The sequence below is a fragment of the Luteolibacter algae genome, from assembly GCF_042683045.1.
Classification (GTDB): Bacteria; Verrucomicrobiota; Verrucomicrobiia; order Verrucomicrobiales; family Akkermansiaceae; genus Luteolibacter; species Luteolibacter algae.
This window is the reverse complement of sequence record NZ_JBHUIT010000002.1, coordinates 490,104-511,146: the sequence shown is the minus strand read 5'-3', so window position 1 is coordinate 511,146 and position 21,043 is coordinate 490,104. Positions and strand designations below refer to the sequence as shown.

Genomic DNA, 21,043 nt, shown 5'->3' with positions numbered 1-21,043 from the left:
GCACAAGTCTCGTAGCAGTGAGGGCAGATGATTACATTTTCGTTATTCAACATTCCTATCCGGGTTCTTCCGTGGTTCTGGCTGACGCTAGCATTTATCGGCGGCATCCACCTTGTGGATAGCAAGCAGGCTATTCTGGAAATCCTCTTGTTCGTCATAGCCGGCTTTATCTCCATTCTCGTCCACGAGTTGGGGCACGCACTAACGGCAAAACATTTTAACCAACGGGTCGAGATCGTGCTACAGGCATTCGGGGGCTACGCTGCCTACTCCGGCGCGCCACTGAGCCGCCCGAAAAGCTTTGCCGTGACCGCCGCCGGCCCCGCGATCCAGATCATTCTGGGAATAATTGTGCTAGTATATATGCGGACTTTTTCCGCGATGAGCCCAAACGCCATTTATTTCCTCAGCGTCCTGAGCGGAATCAGTATTTTTTGGGCTCTGCTCAATCTGGTGCCGGTGCTCCCGCTGGATGGTGGCCGCCTGTTGCAAACGATCCTCGGGCCTCAGCGTATCAAGCTCACCCTGCAAATTTCCATGGTCTCCGCGATCATCCTGGCGCTTGTAGGCTACTCGCTAACCGGAAGTTTCCTGATTCTCATCTTCATGGGCATGTTCGCCTACCAGTCCTTCCAAGCACTCAAAGAAAACTCCTGGCGTTAGCCCCAGATCAGCCGGATTGCAGCCAAGAAGGAGAATCCTACAATCATCCACTCAAACGCCGCCTGCGGCACCCGCCCAATCAACCAGCGCCCGATGGCGATCCCGGCGAACACTCCGGGCAAGAGCTTGGCATTTTCCCAGAGACTATCTTCCGTAATCAGTGCGAGTCTCGCATTCATCGGGACTTTTATAATGTTGATCAAAAGGAAAAAACGCGCCCCGATCCCGATCATTTCCATCTTCGGTATACGGCGGGTGAGAAGATAAAGCTGGATCACAGGGCCTGCCGCATTCGCCAGCATCGTGGAAAAGCCACCCAGCACTCCGGCGCCGAGCCCAAAGCCGTGCGATTCCGCTAATTTCTCGAAGTAAACCGGTTGCATTTTCCGCATCGTCTGGATCAGCACCATGAACAGGACACATCCGCCGATGAGCTGCCGTGCCACTTTATCGTCGATTTCCCCTAGTAGCCACCAGCCAAGGACGAGCCCAAAAAGCGTAGCCGGCAATAGCTTCCACACCGGCTTCCAGGATCCATGTTTCAGAAAAGCCGGATATGCCATCAGATCGGCCGCAATTAGGAGAGGCAGCGCGAGCCCCACCGATGCCTTCGCACCGTAAACATCCGCAAGTATCACTACAGAAACCATGGAAATACCGCTGAACCCTGCCTTGGACAAACCAATACAAAGCGCGGCCAGCATGGCAATCATCAGCATTTTCGGATCGTCTAGCACGGCGGGAGGTTGGACTGGGTTCCCCAACCCGAAAAGCCATTTCAGGATTTCCCGGCAATAGTGCACAAAAAAGCCGCCCGGGTATAAACTCCGGACGGCTGATTTTCAGAAATCAAAGCACTTGATCGGAACTAGCGGCGGCGGCGGCCAAATAATGCGAGACCGCCCAGGCCAAGCAACGCGAGTCCTGAAGGCTCGGGAACCGCAGCAAAACCAACCATATGAAAGTCATTGTTATTCAATACCGTGCCGAACTTCACACCTTTGACTTGCGAGAGATCCGCTACACCGAAGTCTGCGACCGGGACAGCAACGCCATACAAATTCCGGTTGGCAAGTGTCGAGTTCTGGTCCCGAGCGAGATTCATCCTCCCGAAGGCATCGGATTCAGCGATAGAAAGTGCAACGGCATTCCCTAGAAAATTCCCGGCGCCGTCAGTTAGGCGCATACTATCCGGTGCGCCGAAATTGTTACCTGTGGCACCATTGAAAATGACAAAGACCGCATCACCGGAGCCGATAGTGGAAGTAGACCAAGTATATTCATCTCCATCCCCGACATTCAGCGCGCCTGTATCTACACGGCTGTCTGTCTGGGCGGCGGTATAGCCGGGGAATGTCGTGGTCTCGGCATACGTTCCATTCGTAGTGCCCGGATCTCCTGTAAACCCGGTGGCAAATGTCACACTGGTGGAGGATCCGGAGGCGGTTGTAATACCGGTAAGAGTCTGAACGCCGGAATTCAAAGCTCCGTTCGTCCAGCCTTCGGAAGTGGTAATCCCTGTGATCACCGTAGATGCACCATGGCTATGGGCAATAAGGGCACCAATGGTTGCGATAGCAAAAAATGAAATTTTCATGGTAGTTTTTTATAATTTCGCATCCTTCGCCTTTGGAAGGATTACCACACTATAAGACACCATCTGCCCAAGGATTTATATTAGCAAATGCGTAAATTTTATACAAATTTGCGGCAATTCACATTCAGGAATCCTCCTTCAAAATACAAAAAAGCCGCCCGGGATCGCTCCCCGGACGGCCTAATATGAAAATACTTAAAGCAAATTTATCAGAAACTAACGGCGGCGGCGGCCAAGAAGCGCAAGCCCACCAAGGCCAAGCAAAGCGATGCTGGAAGGCTCTGGAACGGTTTCGAAAGAATTAACCTGAACACCTGTGAACCCTGAGGATGTCGGAGAAATTGACTGCACGAATGAGTAAGCACCTGTTCCCGTCAACGCAGTGTAGATGGATGCGTCAACTCCGGTTATTGTGCCCAGTCCTGTGTCAGTCCCGTCAGTAAGGTTCTGAAGACGGACAGAATACGTAGTAGATGCAGCATCCGCTCCTAACGTCAGGGAATAATCATACTTCAAAATGTCCCCTCCATTGAGTTGTCCCGTGCCAATTGTGCCACTGCCTGTAACTGACCCAAAGTTATTGAGCAGTCTGTAGGAGTCTGATTGCGCAAGAACTTGGATATTAGCATCTGCTGCAGTTCCTCCAGTAGCCACGGAAGTGGCTGTGCTATCTGCTTTCAGTCCTGAAAGAAAGAGATATGAAAACCCATTGGTAGTTGTTGTTTGGGTAAACGTTCCACTGAACTGGAGATTTACAGAGTAACTAAAGCTCTGGCCTGCGGTAAGTTTTACAGGTGAGTTGTAAACCGCAATCTGAGTGTTTGTAGTTGTATTGATGTTACCTACACCGGAGACGTCTGCAACGTTCCAACCAGCTTGGGCATTCCATGCACTGTTGGAGTCTAACGAACCATTGGCATAGTCAGGCGAAGTAAATTCGATCACCGCCGCATGGCTTGTGAGAGCAAGCGCAGATGAGACTCCAAGAATAGGGGCAAATTTGTTTTTCATACAATTTTTGTTGATTTCTGAATTAGGGATTTGGGTCAGTTTCGAGAAATCGAGAGATCGTTTTCGGCATTACCAACCTTTCCTGAGAATGCACCAGCTCTCGATTGCATCAAGTAAATTGTCGACAATCTACTTGTTTTTGGGCTTAATTTTCCGATAGCGTAAGGCCTTACCGACCTACAGGCTCCGGCATGCTTCGTTTGATTCGGTATACCTTGCGCTTTCCACTACTGAGTGCGTTATCGCTCCTGATGGCCATTGCCTGCACCTCGCTGGTGCTGGTGCTACCGGGGATAACGATGCGTTTCATCGATGAAATCATCGGAAAAAACCGGCCGGATCTAATCCTTTCCACCGCAGCGCTGGGAGCAGGTGCGATTTTTGCCAGGCAATTACTCTTTACCCTGCGGACCTACCTTAATCATGCCCTTGAGCTCAAGCTCACCCATCGCATCCGCGTGGAGCTTTACGATAAATTGCAGCGCTTACCCATCAAGTGGTTCGATAAAAATTCCTCCGGTGAGATCATGTCGCGGGTAGCCGACGATGTTCCAACTATGGACCGGGTCATTATCGAGGGCCTGGATCAGGCCCTCGCCGCAGTGCTTCAGTTTTTCATCATCCTTGCCTATCTGCTTTACCACTCATGGGAGCTGACTTTGGTCACACTCGCGCCGCTTCCGTTCATAGGGTTGCTTACCGCATGGTGGGCGAAAAAGGCAGAGCCCAAATGGACCGCCTCCTCGGAAGCCTCCTCCGCCCTCAATGCGATTCTTCACGACAATCTCGCGGGCATCCGCCAGATCAAAGCCTACACCGTGGAGCCGCAGGCGCTTTCGGACTTCGATGCCGCTTCGCAAAAACTCGGAGACAAGCACATGGATGTGATGAAAGGGCAAGCCATCGTCTGGCCGGCCGTCTCATTCATCGCCGAGAGCGGCATCATTCTTATGGTGGCCTTCGGCGCCTACTGGACGCTTAATGGGCAGCTTTCGCCAGGCACGGTCATCGCATTTCTCGTCGCCTGGGGCTTTCTGTTCGATCCCATTTCACGGATTAACCCACTTTCCCAGACATTCACCAAAGGGCTGGTCTCCGCGAAACGGATCTTTGCAATCCTCGACACTCCGGATGAAATCCACCTCACAGAAGGGAGTCGCCCGGATACGTTCAATGGTCACATTGAATTCCGCGAGGTGTCCTTTTCCTATGATGGAGAAAGCACCGCCCTGAAGAATATCAACCTGACTGCCCGCCCCGGACAAACTCTGGCACTCGTTGGCGCCACCGGATCGGGAAAATCGACCTTGCTCAACCTTCTCTCCCGCTTCTACGAGCCGGAATCCGGCGCCATACTTCTCGATGGCCGTCCTATTTCCGGCCTCTCCAAGGAGTGGCTCAGAGATCATACCGGCTTTGTCACCCAGGAACCTTTCCTCTTCAATACCAGTATCCGGGAGAATCTTACGCTCGCAAAGCCGGGCGCGGACGATGCGGAACTGTGGAAAGCCCTGGAGTCTGCAAATGCCGCCAGCTTCATAACAGCGCTTCCCGACCAGCTGGATACCATGGTCGGAGAGCGCGGCATCCGCTTCTCGGGAGGAGAAAAACAGCGGCTCTCCATTGCGCGGGCACTTCTGAAAAATCCGCCGCTACTCCTTTTGGATGAGGCCACCTCAGCTCTGGACAATACCACCGAAACGCTTGTGCAGCAGGCATTGGATCGCCTTCGCGGTAACCGGACTTCGTTTGTCATAGCCCACCGTCTGAGCACGATCCGGAATGCGGATCTGATCTGCGTTTTGCAGGAAGGACAGATTGTGGAGCAGGGCACCCACGACGATTTGATGGAGAAAAAAGCGCATTACTACCGCTTGCAACAAAGCAGGGACGGAGAAAGCTCCGGAGATTAGACTGTCAAGTTCCACTTCATTCTAGACCCGTTTCCCCCTCTCCGCTACGCTCTTTCTCTCAACGCTTTATCTACATGGAAACACTCCTTCAACTGCCAGAATCCTCCACGCCCAGCACTCTCAATGAAGTTCTCGCTTCCCTTAAAAAAGAACATTTCGAGGCCCGCCTGGAGTCAAAAGCCTGGGGAGATTGGATCTACCTCGAAGGCTACAAATCGGTCATCAGCATCGAGTCGAACCGTGGCTTGAGCTCATCCGCCACCATCGAGCATGCCGAAGGAGAAGAAGATGGCGAATTCGTGCAATCCATCTTCCGCGCGTTCGGCCGCCTCGGCTGGCACGGAATCGATGATGACGGCGAGTTCGCCCTTTGATTTTTACATGATTTTCAACCGCGCGGCCGATCACCGCGCACCACCTGCCGGGCTCGCATTTTTTGTGACGCCCGGCTTCTTGTTTTCCGGACAAATCGTGTCGGAAAACTCACTGACTTTACTGTCACGCTGAAACGTTTTCCGGCGTGAATCGAATCATGTTTGTTGCGGGCGTTCCTCTGGGGCCTACCCGCCTCATGGAACGTATCTTCCAGTAAATCAGTTCTATATGAAAACATACATAATCGCATTCGCGCTCGCCGCTGGCATTGCCACAGGCGCACACGGAGCGCTTCTGACTGGTGTGACGGGGACCAACAATCTGGTGACATTCGATTCGAGTGCTCCCGGCAGTTATCTCTCCAGCACACCGATCAGCGGCACCCAAAACGGCAATAGTATTACCAACCTCGCCTACAACAGCGACAACGGCAAACACTACGGACTCGATACCTCCGCCAATCTCTATGAGATCGGTCAAAACGGTGCCGCGGTTCTCATCTCAGGTCCTCTCCCGCTCTCAAGTTTCGACGCGGGCTTCGGCTATGACGGATCGAGCGGAAAACTCGTCTTCGCCGCACAATCCGGCGCTGGTATGTCATCCTTCAACCTCAGCGGCGCCGGTCTTGGCACCGTCACTGCGGGTTATGGAATCGGTGATATCAACGAAGGCGCGACTCCTTCGCTGTTCGGCTTCGCGGTCGATCCTATTTTTTTCGAGGCCTTCGTGTTGGATGACCAGCTCGATACGCTCGGCCGCTTTTTCGATCCCGCTCTCAGCGAGATCTTCACGGTTGGCTCCCTGGGCATTGATGTAACCGGACTCGGGGAACTAGAAGTTCTCGATGATGGCAGCATTTTCGCCGTGCTCTCCACAGACGGATTCACCACCGGTCTTTACTCCATCAACGGAACCACGGGAGCAGCCACTTCTATCGGCTCCTTCGCAGATGGTGGCGTGGTCACATTCTCCGCCGTCCCGGAGCCATCGGTCTCCGTCCTCGCCGCACTCGCCGGCTCCCTCATGGCATTCCGCCGCCGCCGCAACGCTTAATCCCATTTCCCAAATTCCTAACAACACTTCCATATGAAATATCAAACATTACTCGTAGCCGGTCTCTTCACCACTGGCCTCAATGCTGGAATCCTCACCACTGAAGGCTCTTATTTTGCCCCTTCTGTGAATTCCGATTTCTCATTCGCCCCTCTCATCACCGTAGGTGACCGTGTCCCGATGAGCGGTGCCACTGCCGGCGAAGAATTTGTCTTCACCGGTATCCCTGATGCGATGGGCATCAACCGCGACCGTGAGACCGGTGAGCGCGTCCTCTATGTCGCTCACGAATTTCCCAACAGCACCACAACATCGCCAATTCCCGGTGCAGCGAAAAAGCTCAAAGGCGCTTACGTTTCCCGTTTCTCTCTCGATGCCGATGGCAGCATCATCGAAGGCGGACTTGCCCACAGCAGCGTTCTCCTCAACGGCACGGAAATCGATAACCCGAATGAGGATTCCTCCTCCGCGTTCTCACGCTTTTGCTCCGGCTCCTTCGCCGGCCGCGATCAAGGCCTTGACCGCCCGTTCTTCTTCACAAACGAAGAGAGCGGCCTGGGATCCGTCTACGATAACTCTTCCGTAGGCGGCGGCGCTCTGTCCGTGGCTGTGGTGGATGGAAAAATGCACACTCTTCCAGCGCTCGGCCGCGTTGCCCGGGAAACCACCATCGTGCAGCCACGCCGCGACCGCCACACGGTTGTGATTTCCACAGAGGATGGCGGCTATCCATCCTACATCTACATGTTCGTCGGGGAAAAAAGCCGCTCCGGCAGTGATCCTATCGCCAAAAACGGACTTGCCCAAGGCAAGACCTACGTTCTCGCATCCAAGGGCGCGAAGGCAAATCCAACCCTCCAAGGGAACAATGGAACGCTTACCCAACCGGGAGCTGCAAATGCGATCGATACCGAGTGGTCCGAAATCCCGAATGCCGCCACCATGAACAGCAACGAGCTCAAAATCGCGGCAGACGCAGCGGGCGGCTTCGCTTTCAACCGCGTTGAGGACTGCGAGTTCGATCCCGCCAAGCCAACCCGCACACTCTTCGTGGGTGCTACCGGCGGCAGCGGAGCGAACACTCTTGGCCGTCTCTACGAAGTATCGCTTGATCCGGTAAATCCTGCCGGAGAAGGAAAGCTTGGCATCGTATACAATGCGGAACTCGTTGCAAAACCAGGCGGCACCTACACCAACGTCTCTACCGGCCGTTACTACAGTGCCAACGGAGGAACCCAATCCAGCGCCTCCTACACCGGTGGCAGCGTTGCCAACGGGGCGGATTATCCTGTCAGCATCGATAACCTCGCGGTCAGCAAGGATTTCATCGTTGTGTGTGAGGACCGCAACAGCCCTGCGGATGCGGTCTTCAGCCAGCATAGCCGCAATGGCGGAGTATGGACGCTGGATCGTAACAATGGAATGGCTGCGAAACTACAGGCCACGTTCAACTACAGCTACGTGGAAGGCCGTGACAACCACAGCGCGATCAATGCGGGCCAGTGGGAAAGCTCGGGTGTGATCGATTCCAGCAACGTATTCGGAGAGGGAACTTTCGTCATCAACATCCAGGCCCACGATCAAACCGTGAACATCCTCGATGCCGGCGGGCAACCTACCAACACCACCAAAAAATCCATGCGCACCACCGCACCGGACGGTAACGGCGGCACGCTTAGCGTTTCGGAAGCACTCAGCCGCTTCAACGAAGACGGCCAGGTTCTTCTCATGCGTCTCAACGTCCGTTAATTCACTATAATCTTAGTATTAACTCCCCGGGTCCCGGCCATGTTTTTGGCCGGGGCCTTCTTTGCCCTCTGCATCTTCTGCCAAAAATATGACTCCGATAGGAAAAAAACACTCGCTGGGCATCGTCGTATTCCTCGCGATTGAAACCGCCCTGACAGTTTATCTTTTTCTAGCCACCCGTAGCGCATGGGTCGCAGCTCCGGCAGCCTTCGCGGTATGGTCCCTGGCGCTTTCGTTGAATCATTTTCTGCGCCCGGCTCCTTCTTTGTCCCGAGCCTCCACCGGCAGGCACTCCTTACTCACGCACGCGATTTATTTTCTCCGCCAGGCTTCCCTGGGCATTGGAAAATCCGCCTTATTTCTCGGCGGGCTCGCAGCCATTTCCTTGCTTGCAGCCGCCACGCCGGCCTTGCTGTCCGCGCTCCCATCCTCCGGCTCCCGGTATCTCGTCCCCACCTTTCTCCCGGTGGTCCTCCTTCTCGCCGGCGGAATCCTCGCTTTCATGGAAATTCTTCGCGGCCTGCGCGGCGAAACCACTACCGGCTTGTCCCCGGAAACAGCGGCCCAACTGGGACATTGGCGTTTGCTCGCGCTTTTGCACTTTCTGTCCGCTGCCGTGCTTTTTGCGGAGGTTTATGTGAAGACACCCTTCCATCAATTTCTCGCCGTCGCCTTCTTGCTGATCACGATGGTCTCAATCATCGAGACTCTCCTTCGCGCCATCGCCCGGCTCTACGTCCCCCGCCGTATGTGGCATCAATTCGCGCCGCTGGGAGTCTTTTTCTACACCAGGTTCTGGGGAGCGCCCTACATTGCGGCCTTCCCTTCCCGTGAAGAATTTGAAGACGCCTTCGCGCTGAAACTTCCTGAAATGTGGATGTGGCCGACTGTTCGCCGCGCAGCCATCCCCATGCTTCTGTGTGTCCTCGGCATGTCATGGCTGGCTTCCGGGGTGCATGAAATCCCCAGCGGACAAAAAGGACTCCTGAGGAACTTCGGTGCCATGGCTGAGAACGCATTGGAGCCGGGTCTCCATCTAACTTTTCCCCGGCCTTTTTCATCGGTCACCCAGGTATCCACGGAACGAATCGAAACCCTAACGCTCGGCTTTCAGAGCGATCCCGGGGAGCCAATTCTCTGGGAAAAATCCCACTACATTGGTGAAGAGCACGTGCTTGTCGGCGGCGGCGACGATTTTCTGGCGATCAGCGTTCCAATTCTTTACAGGATTTCAGATCCAGTCGCCCACGCAAAACATATGAAAGGCACTGAGCAATGGCTGGCCAGTCTTGCGCGCCGTAGCCTCCTCAGCGAGGCCGTCCGCCTGTCATCCTTTGAGATCATGACGACGCGCCGCGAAGAACTGCGCGGCCTGCTCAAGAAAGATCTCCAGGCAGCCCTTGCGGAACGAGACAGCGGGATAGAAATCGTGGAGGTTTATCTCCGTGATATCCACCCACCGGTCGAGGCCGCGCCGGCATTCCAGGAAGTCATGGCGGCAATGGAAGACAAGCTCGCCCAAATTCACGCCGCAGAGGCCCAGGTCAACGAAACCCTGCCCCGCGCACGTGCCAGCGCCCATCAGACGACACTCGTAGCACAAGAAAAGAGTGCCAGCCGGGTCCTGCGGGCGAAAGGGCAAGCGCGGAGGTTCGAGCTCCTTGCGGCAGCCTATCATGCCGCTCCGGAAGTCTACGAAACCAGAGAAACTTTCCTCGCGCTCGATGACACACTCGCCGGCTCCAAGAAGCTGGTGATGGACAGCAATTTCAAAAACGACATGCCTGCCTACGTCGATCTCCGCAAGGTGCTCAACCCCGCATTCATCGATTCCTCGCTACCTGAAACACAAACTCTCGTTCCCGATATCAAAACTTTCAGAACCGCGTTCGACATCGAAATCGAAGGCTTTCTGAAACGCGGCCAAGGCGAAATGCCGGCCGTCATGATGACTCCCCAAGACTCCGATTTGTCCGAGACCGAATAATCAATTCCTACCATGAGTGAAGAAACACAAGATACAGAAAGCCCGGGAAAAAGAGCCACAGCCCTGCGCATGATGATGTTTGCAGCCATAGGCATCATCGTCGTGCTTGCGTCATCCAGCGCTATCGTCAACGAAAACGAAGACGCCATCATTGTCCGCTTTGGAAAGCCTGTGCGCATCATCCAAAAAGCTGGCTGGTATTTTCACCTACCAGCTCCTGTTGAGAGCGTAAAACTCATCGATACCCGGTTGCAGCATGGTTCCATCCGTCTCTCAGAGACTCTCACCCGGGACAAGCGCAACGTCATCATTCCAATGTATTTCGCATGGCGCGTGGAGGAGCCACTGAAGTTTCTCAACAATGTGGAGACTCCGGAAATCGCCACCGCAAAGCTCGATTCGCTCATCACCAGTATGCGGAACTCGGTGATCGGCCGCAACGATTTCTCAGCGCTCGTCGGCCAAGAGGGGAACCGCATTTCAGAGATGGAAAACGAGCTCCTCAAGCTAGCCGCCGCAGATGCAAGAGAGCACTTTGGCGTGCAACTCATCAAAGTCGGGATCACTGAGATCAAGCTGCCAAAAGGCAATACGGAATCCGTCTTCCGCCGCATGCGATCGGAGCGTAAACGCGAAGCATCCACCTACCGCGCCGAGGGCAAAGCCGCCTCCGATAGAATCAAAACCGAAGCGGATACAGAGGCCCGCGCACTTCTCGCGGAAGCCCGCAAAACCGCAGAGGAGATGCGTGGCAAAGCGGAAGCCCAGGCCGCATCGATCTATGCCTCGGCACATGGCAAGGATATCGATTTCTACCGCTTTCTCCGCTCCCTGCAGAGCCTGCGTGCAGTCGTGGATAAGAACACCACACTCGTGCTCGATACCAACTCGTCACCATTCAACCTGCTGCGCCCGGAAGCAGCCGCAAATCCGATGCGGTTCGCGTCCCCGAAATCCGCTCCGGCAAACAATCTTCCGCTTGATCCGGCTGAGCCCGCACAACCGCCATCCCACGTAGCCAATCCATGAAAAACCTCCGCGAACAAGGCCGGATGGTCGAGGCGCTTCTGATTTTTCTCAAACGTCTCACACCGGTAGCAAAATGGATACTCACCATCCTTCTGGTCATCTACGGGTTCTCTGGTATCCGCACCATCCAGCCCTCGGAAAACGCACTGGTAATGCGCCTGGGAAAACTTCAGCCACGGGTTCACGGACCGGGCATGCTCATCGCCATGCCATCGCCATTCGATGAAATTCTGGTTTTTCAGACAGACCGGGATTTAAGCATCGACCTGGATGACTGGATGGCCACCGGTGAGAAGCGCGCAAGCTTCGAGCAAAAGCGCGAAATGACAGAGGCGGAGCGAAAGGAATTCACCATTGAGGCCGGCAGTGGCCAAATGGTTACGGAAAAGCTCTTCGGAGATTTTCTCGATCCCATCAAGGACGGCTACACCGTCACCGGCGATACCAATGTCGTGCAGGGACTTTTCACCCTCAGATACCGCATCGCGCAGCCTTTCGAGTATTTTTCCGCTGGCGAAACCGTGCGCACACTACTCTCGGAGCTAACCTATCAATCCCTGACTCATGCGCTCGCCGCAGACAATATCGATAACAGCCTCACCTCGGAGCGCGGCAAGCTCATCGAAACCGTTGTCCGGACGGTTCAGAAAAATGCCGATTCGCTACAGCTTGGCGTCACCATTACCAACGTCGAGATACGCTCGCTGACGCCTCCGACCCAGGTTCTGGCAGCATTCGAGGACGTGATCAATGCACGCCAGTTTGCCAAAACCCTGCTGGAAAGCGCTGCGGCACATCGCGATCGCGTGGCACGCGCCACCGAGTCCGAGGCAGCCCAAATGCTCTCCCGCACCCAGGCAGCCGCTAACTCCATCGTGGCCACCTCCACCGGTGAAGCCCGCGCTTTCGAAGCCTTTGCCGAGGAGTTCCGCAAATCTCCGGAGCTCAACGCGGATCGTCTCTACTGGGACAGTGTCGACTCGGTCATGCGAAACGTGAATTCGCGCGCCATCCTTCCCTCTGACCGCTCCACCCCCACCATCATGGTCGAGCCCTCACCCGAATATCTACGCTAAACATGACCACTTCCTACTCATTGGATCCTGAAATGAGGCGCAGGCTCTGGCTGCTCTTCGCCTCCTCATCATTCATTCTAACCAGCGTCCTGCTACGCTGGCTCCGTCCGGATCAGCCGGGCATCTCCGGCACCTTCGCACTGGTGGGAGCTGTGCTCATCGCCCTGCCGATTCTATACGACACCATTACCTCCATACGGTCCACGGGATTTGAGGCGACCCAGTTTTACATGGATCAATATGTGCTGCTCGCCCTCGCGGCCTGTCTCGGCACCGGTCGTTATGTCACGGGTGGCATCGTGGCGATCATCCTCGTCTTCGGCCAGATGATCGAGGAAAGAACCGTCATCGGGGTAGAGTTCGCACTGGCAAAACTAAGGAACCTCACGCGGGTCCGGGCTACGAGAATCAACGAAGATGGTAGCGAGGAAGAGATCGATTCCGCCGAGCTCTCAATGGGCGACAGTGTCCGCATCCGCCCCGGAGACTCCATTCCCGCGGATGGTGTAGTGCTCAGCGGCGAGGCGATGGTGGACCAATCCTCGATCACCGGGGAATCCGTGCCAGTCGAAGTTTCCGAAGGATTCAAAATTTTTGCCGGAACCACCAATCTCAACGGCTTGCTGGAGGCGAAAGTCACTGGATCAGGCGAAAAAACCATTCTCGGCCGCGTGCAGGAAATCGTCGAAGAAGCAAAAAACTCCGAGGCGCCGATCATGCGGATGACAGAGGACTACGCGCGCTATTACACTCCTTTGATTCTTCTCATCGCCGCCTCTGTCTTCTTTTTCACCCGGGATATCGAGCGCGCTATTTCCGTGCTGGTGGTGGCTATTCCATGCGCGTTCGTGCTCGCAAGCCCCTCGGCAATGGTTAGCGCGATTGCCAGTGCCTCGCGTCTTGGTCTATTGATCAAAGGAACCCGCCATCTGGAAATGGGCCGCCTGATCGATACCGTGGTTTTCGATAAGACAGGCACTCTTACCCAGGGGAAACTCGCCGTCGAGGAAACCCGGCTCCACTCTGGCTGGAGCGATGAGCCCGCCGCGAAATTGCTCGCCGCCGCTCTTGAAAATCATTCCAAGCATCCGGTGGCAGCAGCCCTCGTAGCTGCGGCGGAAGGTGCGGATTTGCCCGAGGTCACCGGCCTGGAGGAAGTTTCCGGAAAAGGCCTGAAAGGCACGATCGGCCGCAGCAAGGTTCTCATCGGCCGCCAAGCGTGGCTGGAGGGTGAAGGGGTGAAACTGGTCAAAGAAGATCCGGGTTGTTTCAGCCTCGTGTCCATGGCGATCGATGGTCTGCACGTCGCGGATTTCCTATTGGCGGATCAGGTCCGGCCGGAAGCGAAAGAAGCGATCGAGCGATTCCGTTCCCTTGGCATTACCGATTTCCTGATGCTTACCGGCGATCGCAAACCTGTCGCGGAGGCTATCGCAAAAGCAGTCGGCATCACGGAATTTCAGGCCGAGTGCCTGCCGGAAGACAAGCTTTCCCGCATCCGCGCCTTGAGAGAAAAAGGGCACAAAGTCATGGTCGTTGGCGATGGATTGAACGATGCTCCCGCGCTCGCCGAAGGTGATTTGGGAGTAGCGATGGGAGCTCTCGGTAACGAGGTCGCCATCCACACGGCGGATGTAGCACTCATGAGCCACGATCTCCGGCGACTTCCGGATCTCATCCTTCTTTCCGCGAAAACCGTTGGCACGATCAATCAGAATTTGCTCTGTGGATTCATCTTTATTATCGCAGCCATCATCTTCTCTTCCCTCGGTCATGTGAATCCGATAGCCGCCGCGTTTTTCCACGAATTCTCGGCCTTCTTTGTCATTTTCAACAGCGCCCGCCTGCTTCGATTCGACGGCATCCAAGAGCACGAACCATCCATCACCTCCACCACGGAAAACAGCCATGCCCACCAAGTCCCAGAGCCCGCGTAAACTCCTTTTAACAGCGATCCTCGCCGCCGGCATTCTGCTTGCAGCGGTTCTGGTTTACGGAGCGTATTCCAGGTCCCGCGAGCGGAATAATGAAATCGCATTACTCGGAGAAACCGCCCGGAATTCTTCCGGACCCACTGCGGCGGATTTATCCCGATCCAACCCCGCTTCCGCAACGGTCGTGGAAGCAGCATCCGATGATCTCCGCCCTGCACGAACCAAATCGAACCGACGCGAAAATGCGGAATCCGCTGCCGGGACCATGCAAAAAAACGGGGAATTTTGGAGCACGGCGAAACTCCCGTCCAATCTCGTTGTTGCCAGCTTGCCCATTCTTCAGGCGGCGCTGACACCAGCAGGCAATGAATCCGCCGATGGAGCAACTGATTACGCCACCGAGGTGCCGGCCGCATTCGGCGGGGATGGTGATTTCGATTACCGGAAAGCCAATGAGGATCTTTACAACTGGCTGCTAACAGATCCGCAGGCAGCTACCGATTGGATCTCCGGGCAGTCCGATTATTCAAAGTATGACATGGCCTTTGGGATGATCGCGGACACGATGGCATTGAACGGCTATCTGGATACTGCGAAGGAGTGGATCTCACTCATCCCAAACCGGGAGCGCCAGCATGATGCCACGATCAATATGTATGCGGGAATTTATTCACGGGGCGGGGACGTGCCATCTCATCTCACGAACGAGATCAAAAACTCTGACAAGATCGATTAAGCCGATGAAATACCTCACGTTGCTTTTCTTGTCCCTCGGCCTGGCAGCCGGTCAGGCGGATGAATATATCAAAGCTCCCGCACCCGCTGCGGATGAAAACTCCGGCCATGCGATAGCGATGGGTCCTGAGCTTTTGGTCATCGGCGCTCCGGGCTCTGATGAAGACACCGGCCGCGTGGATATCTACCGGAAAATTTCCGGGCAATGGGTATTTGAAGACTCACTCTTCGCCTCCGACAAAGATTATTCCGCCCGCTTTGGGGCGGCGGCGGCAATTTCCGGAGACACCATTGTCATAGGCTCACCATTCCGGGCACATCCAGACGATCCTTCGTTTTTTGCCGATCCTGCCGGAGCTGCCTATGTATTCAAACTCGAGTCAGGAAGTTGGGTGGAGCAACAGAGACTCTCAGGTTCCAACACCGGTAGCAGCGATAACTTCGGCTACTCGGTCGCAATAGAGGGCGACACCATCGTCATCGGCGCACGCTGGGAACAGGGTGCCGAAGATCGCATGCTTGATTCCGGCGCGGCCTATGTGTTTTCCCGCAACGGGAACATTTGGGCAGAAGAAGCCTACCTGAAGGCTTCCAACGCGGGAGAACTCGACGAATTCGGCACAGCAGTCGCAATTTCCGCAGGGACCGTTGCGGTTTCGGCACCTTTCGAAGACGGCAATGGCGCGGAATCCGGTGCGGTGTATCTCTTTGACAAACAAACGGGCGGATGGACGGAGCGGCAGATTCTCCGCGCAGCAGATGCATCTCCGGGGGACTTCTTCGGCTGCTCGCTGGCGATGGACAGTGAACGCATCGCTATCGGAGCCCGCGGCGAGGACGATGTGGCCAATGCATCGGGCGCCGTTTACCTGTTCAGGAAATCCTCTTCCGGCTGGCTGCAGGAAACCCGTTTGAAAAGCGTCATGCCTGTCGCCACCGCCGAAATGGGAACGACGGTATCATTATCTGCCGCCAGATTGATTGCAGGTGCGCCAAAAGATCCTACTGGTGGAAATAATTCCGGCTCGGCTACCCGCTTCAGATTGGCTTCTGGAACCTGGGGGGAACCGGTTCGAATGACCGCCGCCAACCAAGGCCCGGGTGACAATTACGGCAGCGCGGTCAGCATCCAGGGGCTTGATCTCGCCGTCGGCGCAGAGTCGGAGGATGGTGCCGATAATCTGATTTCCGCTTCCGGTGCGGCTTATCTTTCAATGCTCTCGCCCAAAAGCTTTCGGGAATGGTCGATCGCCGAAAACCTGTCGGGCGATCTAGCCGGGCAGGATGCGGATCCGGATCTCGATGGAGTGCCCAATCTCATCGAATACGCGAACCACATGCTGAGCAGTCCGCTTCCCGCTTCCACGTTCTCTTACACGGGCTCGGGAGGGCTTTTCACTTTCAGTCGTCCATCGGAGTTCCCCTCCGATCTCGTTCTCATCGTGGAGCAGAGCACGAATCTCAGGGAGTGGGATGAGATTGCCAGGCTACGGCAGGGAAACTGGACGGGAAACTCAGCGCAAAACATTTTGGAAAACACCCATGGAGAGATCATTTCCGCCACAGTCCAGCCTGATGATCGGCCACCGCTCGAGCCCCGGCTTTTCCTTCGTAGCTCCATCGAATTGACTGCGGACTGAAATCCACCCGGCCACGTCCGCCTGCCTCCCCACGGATATCATCTTGCAAGCCTGCCCGCTGCCGGAATACTTCTGACGCCATGACCAGATTTTGCCGTTTTTTCACATTGTTTCTGCTCCTCACGGGACTGCTTGCCCCCGCCCGGGCTCATCAGGTCGATTCCGTGGAGCTGGAGTTCCTCCGCACCGAGGGCAAATGGAATCTGGAGGGCCTGCTGGACATCGCCTACATGCTACCGGAATCCCGCGGCGTGGAGGGCGCACCACCACTCTTGAGGCCGGAAGTGATTGCCGCACCACCCGCCGAGCACCAGCGCATCGTCCGCGAAGCGGAGAATACCATGCGAAAGCTCTTGAAACTCCGCTACAACGGCAAAGAGCTCCCGTGGACCATACAATTCCCGGATTTTGAAAAAGAACCTTTAGAATTACCTGATGAAACCGGTGATTGGGCACTGATGAAGGCCATCATCAGCCTCGAAGCGCAGCCGGGCCCCGGAAAGCTCATGGTATCGTGGCATGACGATCAGCAATCGGAATTGATCGTAATCATCGAAGAAGGCGATCAACTCGGCCTTTTGAGCGTTTCCTCCGGCATGTCCGACACACTGCTGAACGTCCCGGCGCCCGTGGCGGACAGCTCTGAAAAGGATGCTACTCCCGCCGCCACCACGCCGAGCCGCAGATCCCTTGCGGAAAGCTGGATTGTCTCCGGCTTCTACCATGTCATTCCGATAGGTCTGGACCACCTACTCTTCATCGTCGGCTTGTTCCTGCTTGCCCCACGCCTCAAGCCGCTTCTGGGCCAGTCCTTGCTCTTCACCTTGGCCCATTCCATCACCCTTGCCCTCGCGGTGCTCGGAGTTATCTCCCTACCTTCACGGCTGATCGAAATATTGATCGCCGCCAGCATCGCATGGATCGGCATCGAGAACATCCTGATCAAAGAGCTCAAACCTTCCCGCTATTTCCTGATTTTCGGTTTCGGGCTCCTTCACGGCATGGGCTTTGCCAGCGTTCTCCGCGATAAACTCGGCGATCTTACCGGAAAGCAGGTGGCTCTACCACTCATTGGCTTCAACGTCGGTGTGGAGCTTGCGCAAATCACCGTCCTCATCTGTGCCACGCTGGTGCTGCTACCGCTGCGTAGATGGACGAAAGAAGTCCAGCTCGTCGGGTCTGTGATCGTCGCGCTCGGCGGCTTATTCTGGATGTTCGAGCGCATTTTTGCCTGATTCCGTATCACAAATCTCCAGCCGGGTTTTTCTGAAAGTTTTATAAAGTTCACCAATATTTTTTGAAGATGCGAGTTTGACACATACCGGTCGGCTTGCCTTACTCTTTCCCCTAGCAATAAAACCATAGCGCATGAGCGAAAACGAAAACAAACCCCCGTCCAAGCAGACTTCCAGTGTGCCATTGAAGAAGGAGACAGTCCGTGTGACTCTCAAAGCGGCTGACGCGCCACCGGCAGTCCCCACAGCAACGTTGCCAGTGACTCCACCGCCATCGGTGCCAGTCCGCCCACCGGCACCTTCGGCGACGCCTACAGTTGGCGGGGCACCTGTTGTTCCTCCGACGCCGACTGCTCCCAAGGCGCCTTCCGCTCCCGCTCCTCCTGTTCCAGCAGGACCTCCGAAGCCTCCTATTGCTGGTGGTGCTCCAAAGCCGCCGGGCGCTCCTCTCGCAGGTGGTGCCCCTCCAATCGCTGGCGGAGCTCCGAAAGCTCCGGCTCCTCCTGCAGCGACCGCACCATTGCGCCCCGCAGGTGCTCCCGCAGTCGCCGGTGCGCCTACCATCGCTCTCAAAACGGCAAACAAACCATTGGCCGCAGGCGCTCCAACCATCGCCCTCAAAACCGCCAATGCTCCACTGCCAGGCGCATCTTCCCCGACCCTACCAAAGGCAACTGTCGCTCTTCAGCCACCAACCAAGCCGCTTAGCCCAACTGGTGCGGCGACTCAAGCTACGGCATATAGCGATGATGACGAGGTCGATGAATCCGGCGCGGAAACATTTGTTAACATTCTCGCCGGCGTCGGACTCGCCGCCGCCCTCATCGTTCTCGGCCTTCAGCTGAAAGTCGCGAACACTTGGATCGGATCATCTGATAACGATCGTGCCGGTGAGTGGTCCCAGCTTCTTGATTAAACCCAAAACTCTTTTTTATTATGATCATTGGAGTCATCAACACACTTCTTGCTGCAGCAGTCGCGTATTTCGCATTCGCAGCCAATAGCCTCATCTGATTCAGATCCTTGCCGCCCCCGCAGTCAATCTGTGGCGTAGACATGTGGATCTCTGACATTTCATCGATTCAGAAATAGCCGTAAAGATAAAGGGTAGAAATCACCTACGTGATGGACAACCCGATCTTTGCGGCTTTTTTGTAAACCCTTTCAGCTATGGAAAAACGCTGTTTACTTCTCCACGGAACACCGAATCAGCCCTCCCCCGAGATTTTTTATCCACAGCCCTTGACGTAACTCGGGAGCAGTTCCAGATTCATCCCATGGCACACAACCTTACCGAAGATAACTTCCAATCCGAAGTGATTGATTCAGATCAACCCGTCCTTGTCGATTTCTGGGCAGAATGGTGTGGTCCTTGTAAAATGATCGGCCCAATCCTCGATCAACTCTCCGGAGAAGTCGAAGGACAAGCAAAGATCGGCAAAGTAAACGTCGACGACGCACGTAACCTGGCCGTGAAATACAATGTCAAATCCATCCCTCTCCTCTTGTTCTTCAAGAATGGTGAAGTGAAAGATCAAATCGTTGGTGCTAACGTTACCAAGGAGCAACTGAAAGCGAAGCTCCTTGCGCTTGCCTAAAATTCGCTGCTTTTTCCCAAGCCCCACCCTTGAAAAAGGGCGGGGCTTTTTTTGTATCTCGCATTTGCCCTTTTTCAGGAGAAACTTTTCCTTGAAAAGCCATGCTATCATGAAAAATCTTTCGTTTGTTTTCTCCGCAACTCTTGCCGCTTTCGCTCTTTGTGGAAGCTCCCACACTGTTTCTGCCGAGCCAGAAAACTTCCGGCTTCTCTTCAACGGCCGTGACCTGAGCGGATGGCGAGGTGGTAGCGCAAAAATCTCAACCGACGGGAGTATCACCACCGAGCAAGCTGGAGCTCTCTTATCCACGAAAGCAACTTACAATTCATACATCCTTGATCTCGATTTTCTTCATGAAACCGGTTCAAAGGGAGAGCTGGGTCTGCATTTTCCTAGACCCGAGGATGTCACCGATCAGGAACTGACGATCCAGCTTTACGATTCCGATACCTCATCAGCTGGCTCTTTGAAGGGGTTGGACAATGCACGGGTGCGTGCACTGAAGCCAGCCGGGGAGTGGAATGATCTGCGAGTGATACTCGCGAACCGTAAGATCACCGTCATTCTTAACGGAGTCGAAGTTTTAAACTCAGATCTTGGCGAACTAGCGATTCAACACCCGGATCACCATGGTCTGAAAGCAAAGGCAGGACACATTGCATTGAGCGGAGATCAGGGAAAAAACCGATTTCGAAACATCAATATTGTAGAAATTCCGCTGCACGCGAATGAAGCGGGAGTGCGTCAAGCCGGCTTTCAACCACTCATTGTAGGCAGTGAATTGACGGGCTGGAGATCTGAGGACCCCGAAGGAAAAAATCATTGGTTCGTTGCGAATAAGATTCTCAAATATCCAGGAGACCACTCCGGGGACGCGCACCTTTGGACGAAGCAAAGCTTCAAGGACTTTACTCTGGTTTTCGACTGGCGCTGGGCTGGCGATGGCGAACTTAGCCAAAAGCCGGTTGTCATGGCAAACGGGTTGGAAAAAATTGGCTTGGATGGAAAAAAAATTCTTATTGGCACCGATGAGCACAACAGCGGGGTCTTCCTCCGCGGCAGTAAAAAAAGCCAAGTGAATCTTTGGAACCGGATTTCAGGCTCCGGGGAAATCCACGGCTACCGCATTGACCCGAGACAAAGCCCGGAGACTCGTGAAGCCGTCACTCCAATGCGTCGTGCAGATCATGAAGCAGGCTCTTGGAACCGCATGATGATCCAAGTCAAAGGACAAACGGTGAACGTCTCACTCAACAGCGATGTGATCATAGAAAATGCGATCCTTGATGAAATGCCATTGGAAGGGCCGATAGGTTTTCAAAGCTACGGCTACGCCATTGATTTCGCCAACATCTGGGTGCGGTGTGAATAACCCCGAGCCTCGAAGCATGGTAAATTCCCCATCTCGATTCTTCCTTTTTCCATAGCAGGCAATCGTTAGCTCTGTC

18 protein-coding genes are annotated in these 21,043 nt (G+C 55.0%); 15 read left to right on the top strand and 3 right to left on the bottom strand.

Annotated features, from left to right (window positions below; translation table 11 throughout):
* Positions 1-27: 27 nt before the first annotated feature.
* Positions 28-663: a M50 family metallopeptidase gene (locus ACFSSA_RS03435; protein WP_386818376.1), complete on the top strand. Its 636-nt coding sequence runs from the start codon at positions 28-30 to the stop codon at positions 661-663.
* Here the strand turns inward: ACFSSA_RS03435 and ACFSSA_RS03430 are convergent.
* The 3 genes from ACFSSA_RS03430 to ACFSSA_RS03420 form a co-directional block, all read right to left on the bottom strand.
* Complete coding sequence (locus ACFSSA_RS03430) at positions 660-1,400, bottom strand: sulfite exporter TauE/SafE family protein (RefSeq protein ID WP_386818375.1); 741 nt, start codon at positions 1,398-1,400, stop codon at positions 660-662. The genes ACFSSA_RS03435 and ACFSSA_RS03430 overlap by 4 nt on opposite strands.
* 131 nt (positions 1,401-1,531) lie before the next feature.
* Positions 1,532-2,260: a PEP-CTERM sorting domain-containing protein gene (locus ACFSSA_RS03425; RefSeq protein WP_386818374.1), complete on the bottom strand. Its 729-nt coding sequence runs from the start codon at positions 2,258-2,260 to the stop codon at positions 1,532-1,534.
* 216 nt (positions 2,261-2,476) lie between these two features.
* Positions 2,477-3,271 (bottom strand): PEP-CTERM sorting domain-containing protein, encoded by a 795-nt coding sequence (locus tag ACFSSA_RS03420; protein WP_386818373.1) that lies wholly within the window; start codon positions 3,269-3,271, stop codon positions 2,477-2,479.
* Between the two features lie 191 nt (positions 3,272-3,462).
* Here ACFSSA_RS03420 and ACFSSA_RS03415 point away from each other — a divergent pair, with 191 nt between their 5' ends.
* The 14 genes from ACFSSA_RS03415 (at position 3,463) to ACFSSA_RS03350 (ending at position 20,967) form a co-directional block, all read left to right on the top strand.
* The gene (locus tag ACFSSA_RS03415; RefSeq protein WP_386818372.1) at positions 3,463-5,184 is read left to right on the top strand and encodes an ABC transporter ATP-binding protein; all 1,722 of its coding nucleotides are present in this window, start codon (positions 3,463-3,465) and stop codon (positions 5,182-5,184) included.
* 74 nt (positions 5,185-5,258) lie between these two features.
* Positions 5,259-5,558, top strand: a complete 300-nt coding sequence (locus ACFSSA_RS03410) for a hypothetical protein (RefSeq protein WP_386818371.1) — start codon at positions 5,259-5,261, stop codon at positions 5,556-5,558.
* 229 nt (positions 5,559-5,787) lie between these two features.
* A complete protein-coding gene (locus ACFSSA_RS03405; RefSeq protein WP_386818370.1) occupies positions 5,788-6,612 on the top strand; it encodes a DUF4394 domain-containing protein in 825 nt (274 codons plus the stop codon).
* A gap of 33 nt (positions 6,613-6,645) precedes the next feature.
* Entirely contained in the window at positions 6,646-8,361 is a 1,716-nt protein-coding gene (locus ACFSSA_RS03400) for an alkaline phosphatase PhoX (RefSeq protein ID WP_386818369.1), read from the top strand.
* Between the two features lie 88 nt (positions 8,362-8,449).
* A complete protein-coding gene (hflK, locus tag ACFSSA_RS03395; RefSeq protein WP_386818368.1) occupies positions 8,450-10,348 on the top strand; it encodes a protease modulator HflK in 1,899 nt (632 codons plus the stop codon).
* Between the two features lie 12 nt (positions 10,349-10,360).
* Positions 10,361-11,377 (top strand): protease modulator HflC, encoded by a 1,017-nt coding sequence (gene hflC / locus ACFSSA_RS03390; protein ID WP_386818367.1) that lies wholly within the window; start codon positions 10,361-10,363, stop codon positions 11,375-11,377.
* Positions 11,374-12,453 carry a protease modulator HflK gene (gene hflK / locus ACFSSA_RS03385; RefSeq protein WP_386818366.1) on the top strand — a complete coding sequence of 360 codons (1,080 nt, stop codon included), beginning with the start codon at positions 11,374-11,376 and terminating at the stop codon, positions 12,451-12,453. Before hflC ends, hflK (ACFSSA_RS03385) begins: the two co-directional genes overlap by 4 nt.
* Positions 12,454-12,455: 2 nt before the next feature.
* Positions 12,456-14,390: a heavy metal translocating P-type ATPase gene (locus ACFSSA_RS03380; protein ID WP_386818365.1), complete on the top strand. Its 1,935-nt coding sequence runs from the start codon at positions 12,456-12,458 to the stop codon at positions 14,388-14,390.
* On the top strand, positions 14,362-15,123 hold the full coding sequence (locus ACFSSA_RS03375) for a hypothetical protein (protein ID WP_386818364.1): 762 nt from the start codon (positions 14,362-14,364) through the stop codon (positions 15,121-15,123). The genes ACFSSA_RS03380 and ACFSSA_RS03375 overlap by 29 nt, the downstream gene beginning before the upstream one ends.
* A 4-nt stretch (positions 15,124-15,127) precedes the next feature.
* Positions 15,128-16,762: an FG-GAP repeat protein gene (locus ACFSSA_RS03370; RefSeq protein WP_386818363.1), complete on the top strand. Its 1,635-nt coding sequence runs from the start codon at positions 15,128-15,130 to the stop codon at positions 16,760-16,762.
* Positions 16,763-16,842: 80 nt separating this feature from the next.
* Positions 16,843-17,997: a HupE/UreJ family protein gene (locus tag ACFSSA_RS03365; protein ID WP_386818362.1), complete on the top strand. Its 1,155-nt coding sequence runs from the start codon at positions 16,843-16,845 to the stop codon at positions 17,995-17,997.
* Positions 17,998-18,130: 133 nt separating this feature from the next.
* Positions 18,131-18,913 carry a hypothetical protein gene (locus tag ACFSSA_RS03360; RefSeq protein ID WP_386818361.1) on the top strand — a complete coding sequence of 261 codons (783 nt, stop codon included), beginning with the start codon at positions 18,131-18,133 and terminating at the stop codon, positions 18,911-18,913.
* Positions 18,914-19,274: 361 nt separating this feature from the next.
* The gene (trxA, locus tag ACFSSA_RS03355; protein ID WP_386818360.1) at positions 19,275-19,595 is read left to right on the top strand and encodes a thioredoxin; all 321 of its coding nucleotides are present in this window, start codon (positions 19,275-19,277) and stop codon (positions 19,593-19,595) included.
* Between the two features lie 109 nt (positions 19,596-19,704).
* Positions 19,705-20,967 carry a 3-keto-disaccharide hydrolase gene (locus tag ACFSSA_RS03350; RefSeq protein WP_386818359.1) on the top strand — a complete coding sequence of 421 codons (1,263 nt, stop codon included), beginning with the start codon at positions 19,705-19,707 and terminating at the stop codon, positions 20,965-20,967.
* Positions 20,968-21,043 lie beyond the last annotated feature (76 nt).

What these genes read in the sequence shown, in the direction of transcription:
- ACFSSA_RS03400 (WP_386818369.1), top strand. Translation starts at nt 6,646, where the DNA reads ATGAAATATCAAACATTACTCGTAGCCGGTCTCTTCACCACTGGCCTC.
- ACFSSA_RS03380 (WP_386818365.1), top strand. Translation starts at nt 12,456, where the DNA reads ATGACCACTTCCTACTCATTGGATCCTGAAATGAGGCGCAGGCTCTGG.
- ACFSSA_RS03370 (WP_386818363.1), top strand. Translation starts at nt 15,128, where the DNA reads ATGAAATACCTCACGTTGCTTTTCTTGTCCCTCGGCCTGGCAGCCGGT.
- ACFSSA_RS03375 (WP_386818364.1), top strand. Translation starts at nt 14,362, where the DNA reads ATGCCCACCAAGTCCCAGAGCCCGCGTAAACTCCTTTTAACAGCGATC.
- ACFSSA_RS03410 (WP_386818371.1), top strand. Translation starts at nt 5,259, where the DNA reads ATGGAAACACTCCTTCAACTGCCAGAATCCTCCACGCCCAGCACTCTC.
- ACFSSA_RS03365 (WP_386818362.1), top strand. Translation starts at nt 16,843, where the DNA reads ATGACCAGATTTTGCCGTTTTTTCACATTGTTTCTGCTCCTCACGGGA.
- trxA (WP_386818360.1), top strand. Translation starts at nt 19,275, where the DNA reads ATGGCACACAACCTTACCGAAGATAACTTCCAATCCGAAGTGATTGAT.
- ACFSSA_RS03415 (WP_386818372.1), top strand. Translation starts at nt 3,463, where the DNA reads ATGCTTCGTTTGATTCGGTATACCTTGCGCTTTCCACTACTGAGTGCG.
- ACFSSA_RS03435 (WP_386818376.1), top strand. Translation starts at nt 28, where the DNA reads ATGATTACATTTTCGTTATTCAACATTCCTATCCGGGTTCTTCCGTGG.
- ACFSSA_RS03425 (WP_386818374.1), bottom strand. Translation starts at nt 2,260, where the DNA reads ATGAAAATTTCATTTTTTGCTATCGCAACCATTGGTGCCCTTATTGCC.
- hflC (WP_386818367.1), top strand. Translation starts at nt 10,361, where the DNA reads ATGAGTGAAGAAACACAAGATACAGAAAGCCCGGGAAAAAGAGCCACA.
- ACFSSA_RS03405 (WP_386818370.1), top strand. Translation starts at nt 5,788, where the DNA reads ATGAAAACATACATAATCGCATTCGCGCTCGCCGCTGGCATTGCCACA.
- ACFSSA_RS03420 (WP_386818373.1), bottom strand. Translation starts at nt 3,271, where the DNA reads ATGAAAAACAAATTTGCCCCTATTCTTGGAGTCTCATCTGCGCTTGCT.
- hflK (WP_386818366.1), top strand. Translation starts at nt 11,374, where the DNA reads ATGAAAAACCTCCGCGAACAAGGCCGGATGGTCGAGGCGCTTCTGATT.
- hflK (WP_386818368.1), top strand. Translation starts at nt 8,450, where the DNA reads ATGACTCCGATAGGAAAAAAACACTCGCTGGGCATCGTCGTATTCCTC.
- ACFSSA_RS03350 (WP_386818359.1), top strand. Translation starts at nt 19,705, where the DNA reads ATGAAAAATCTTTCGTTTGTTTTCTCCGCAACTCTTGCCGCTTTCGCT.
- ACFSSA_RS03360 (WP_386818361.1), top strand. Translation starts at nt 18,131, where the DNA reads ATGAGCGAAAACGAAAACAAACCCCCGTCCAAGCAGACTTCCAGTGTG.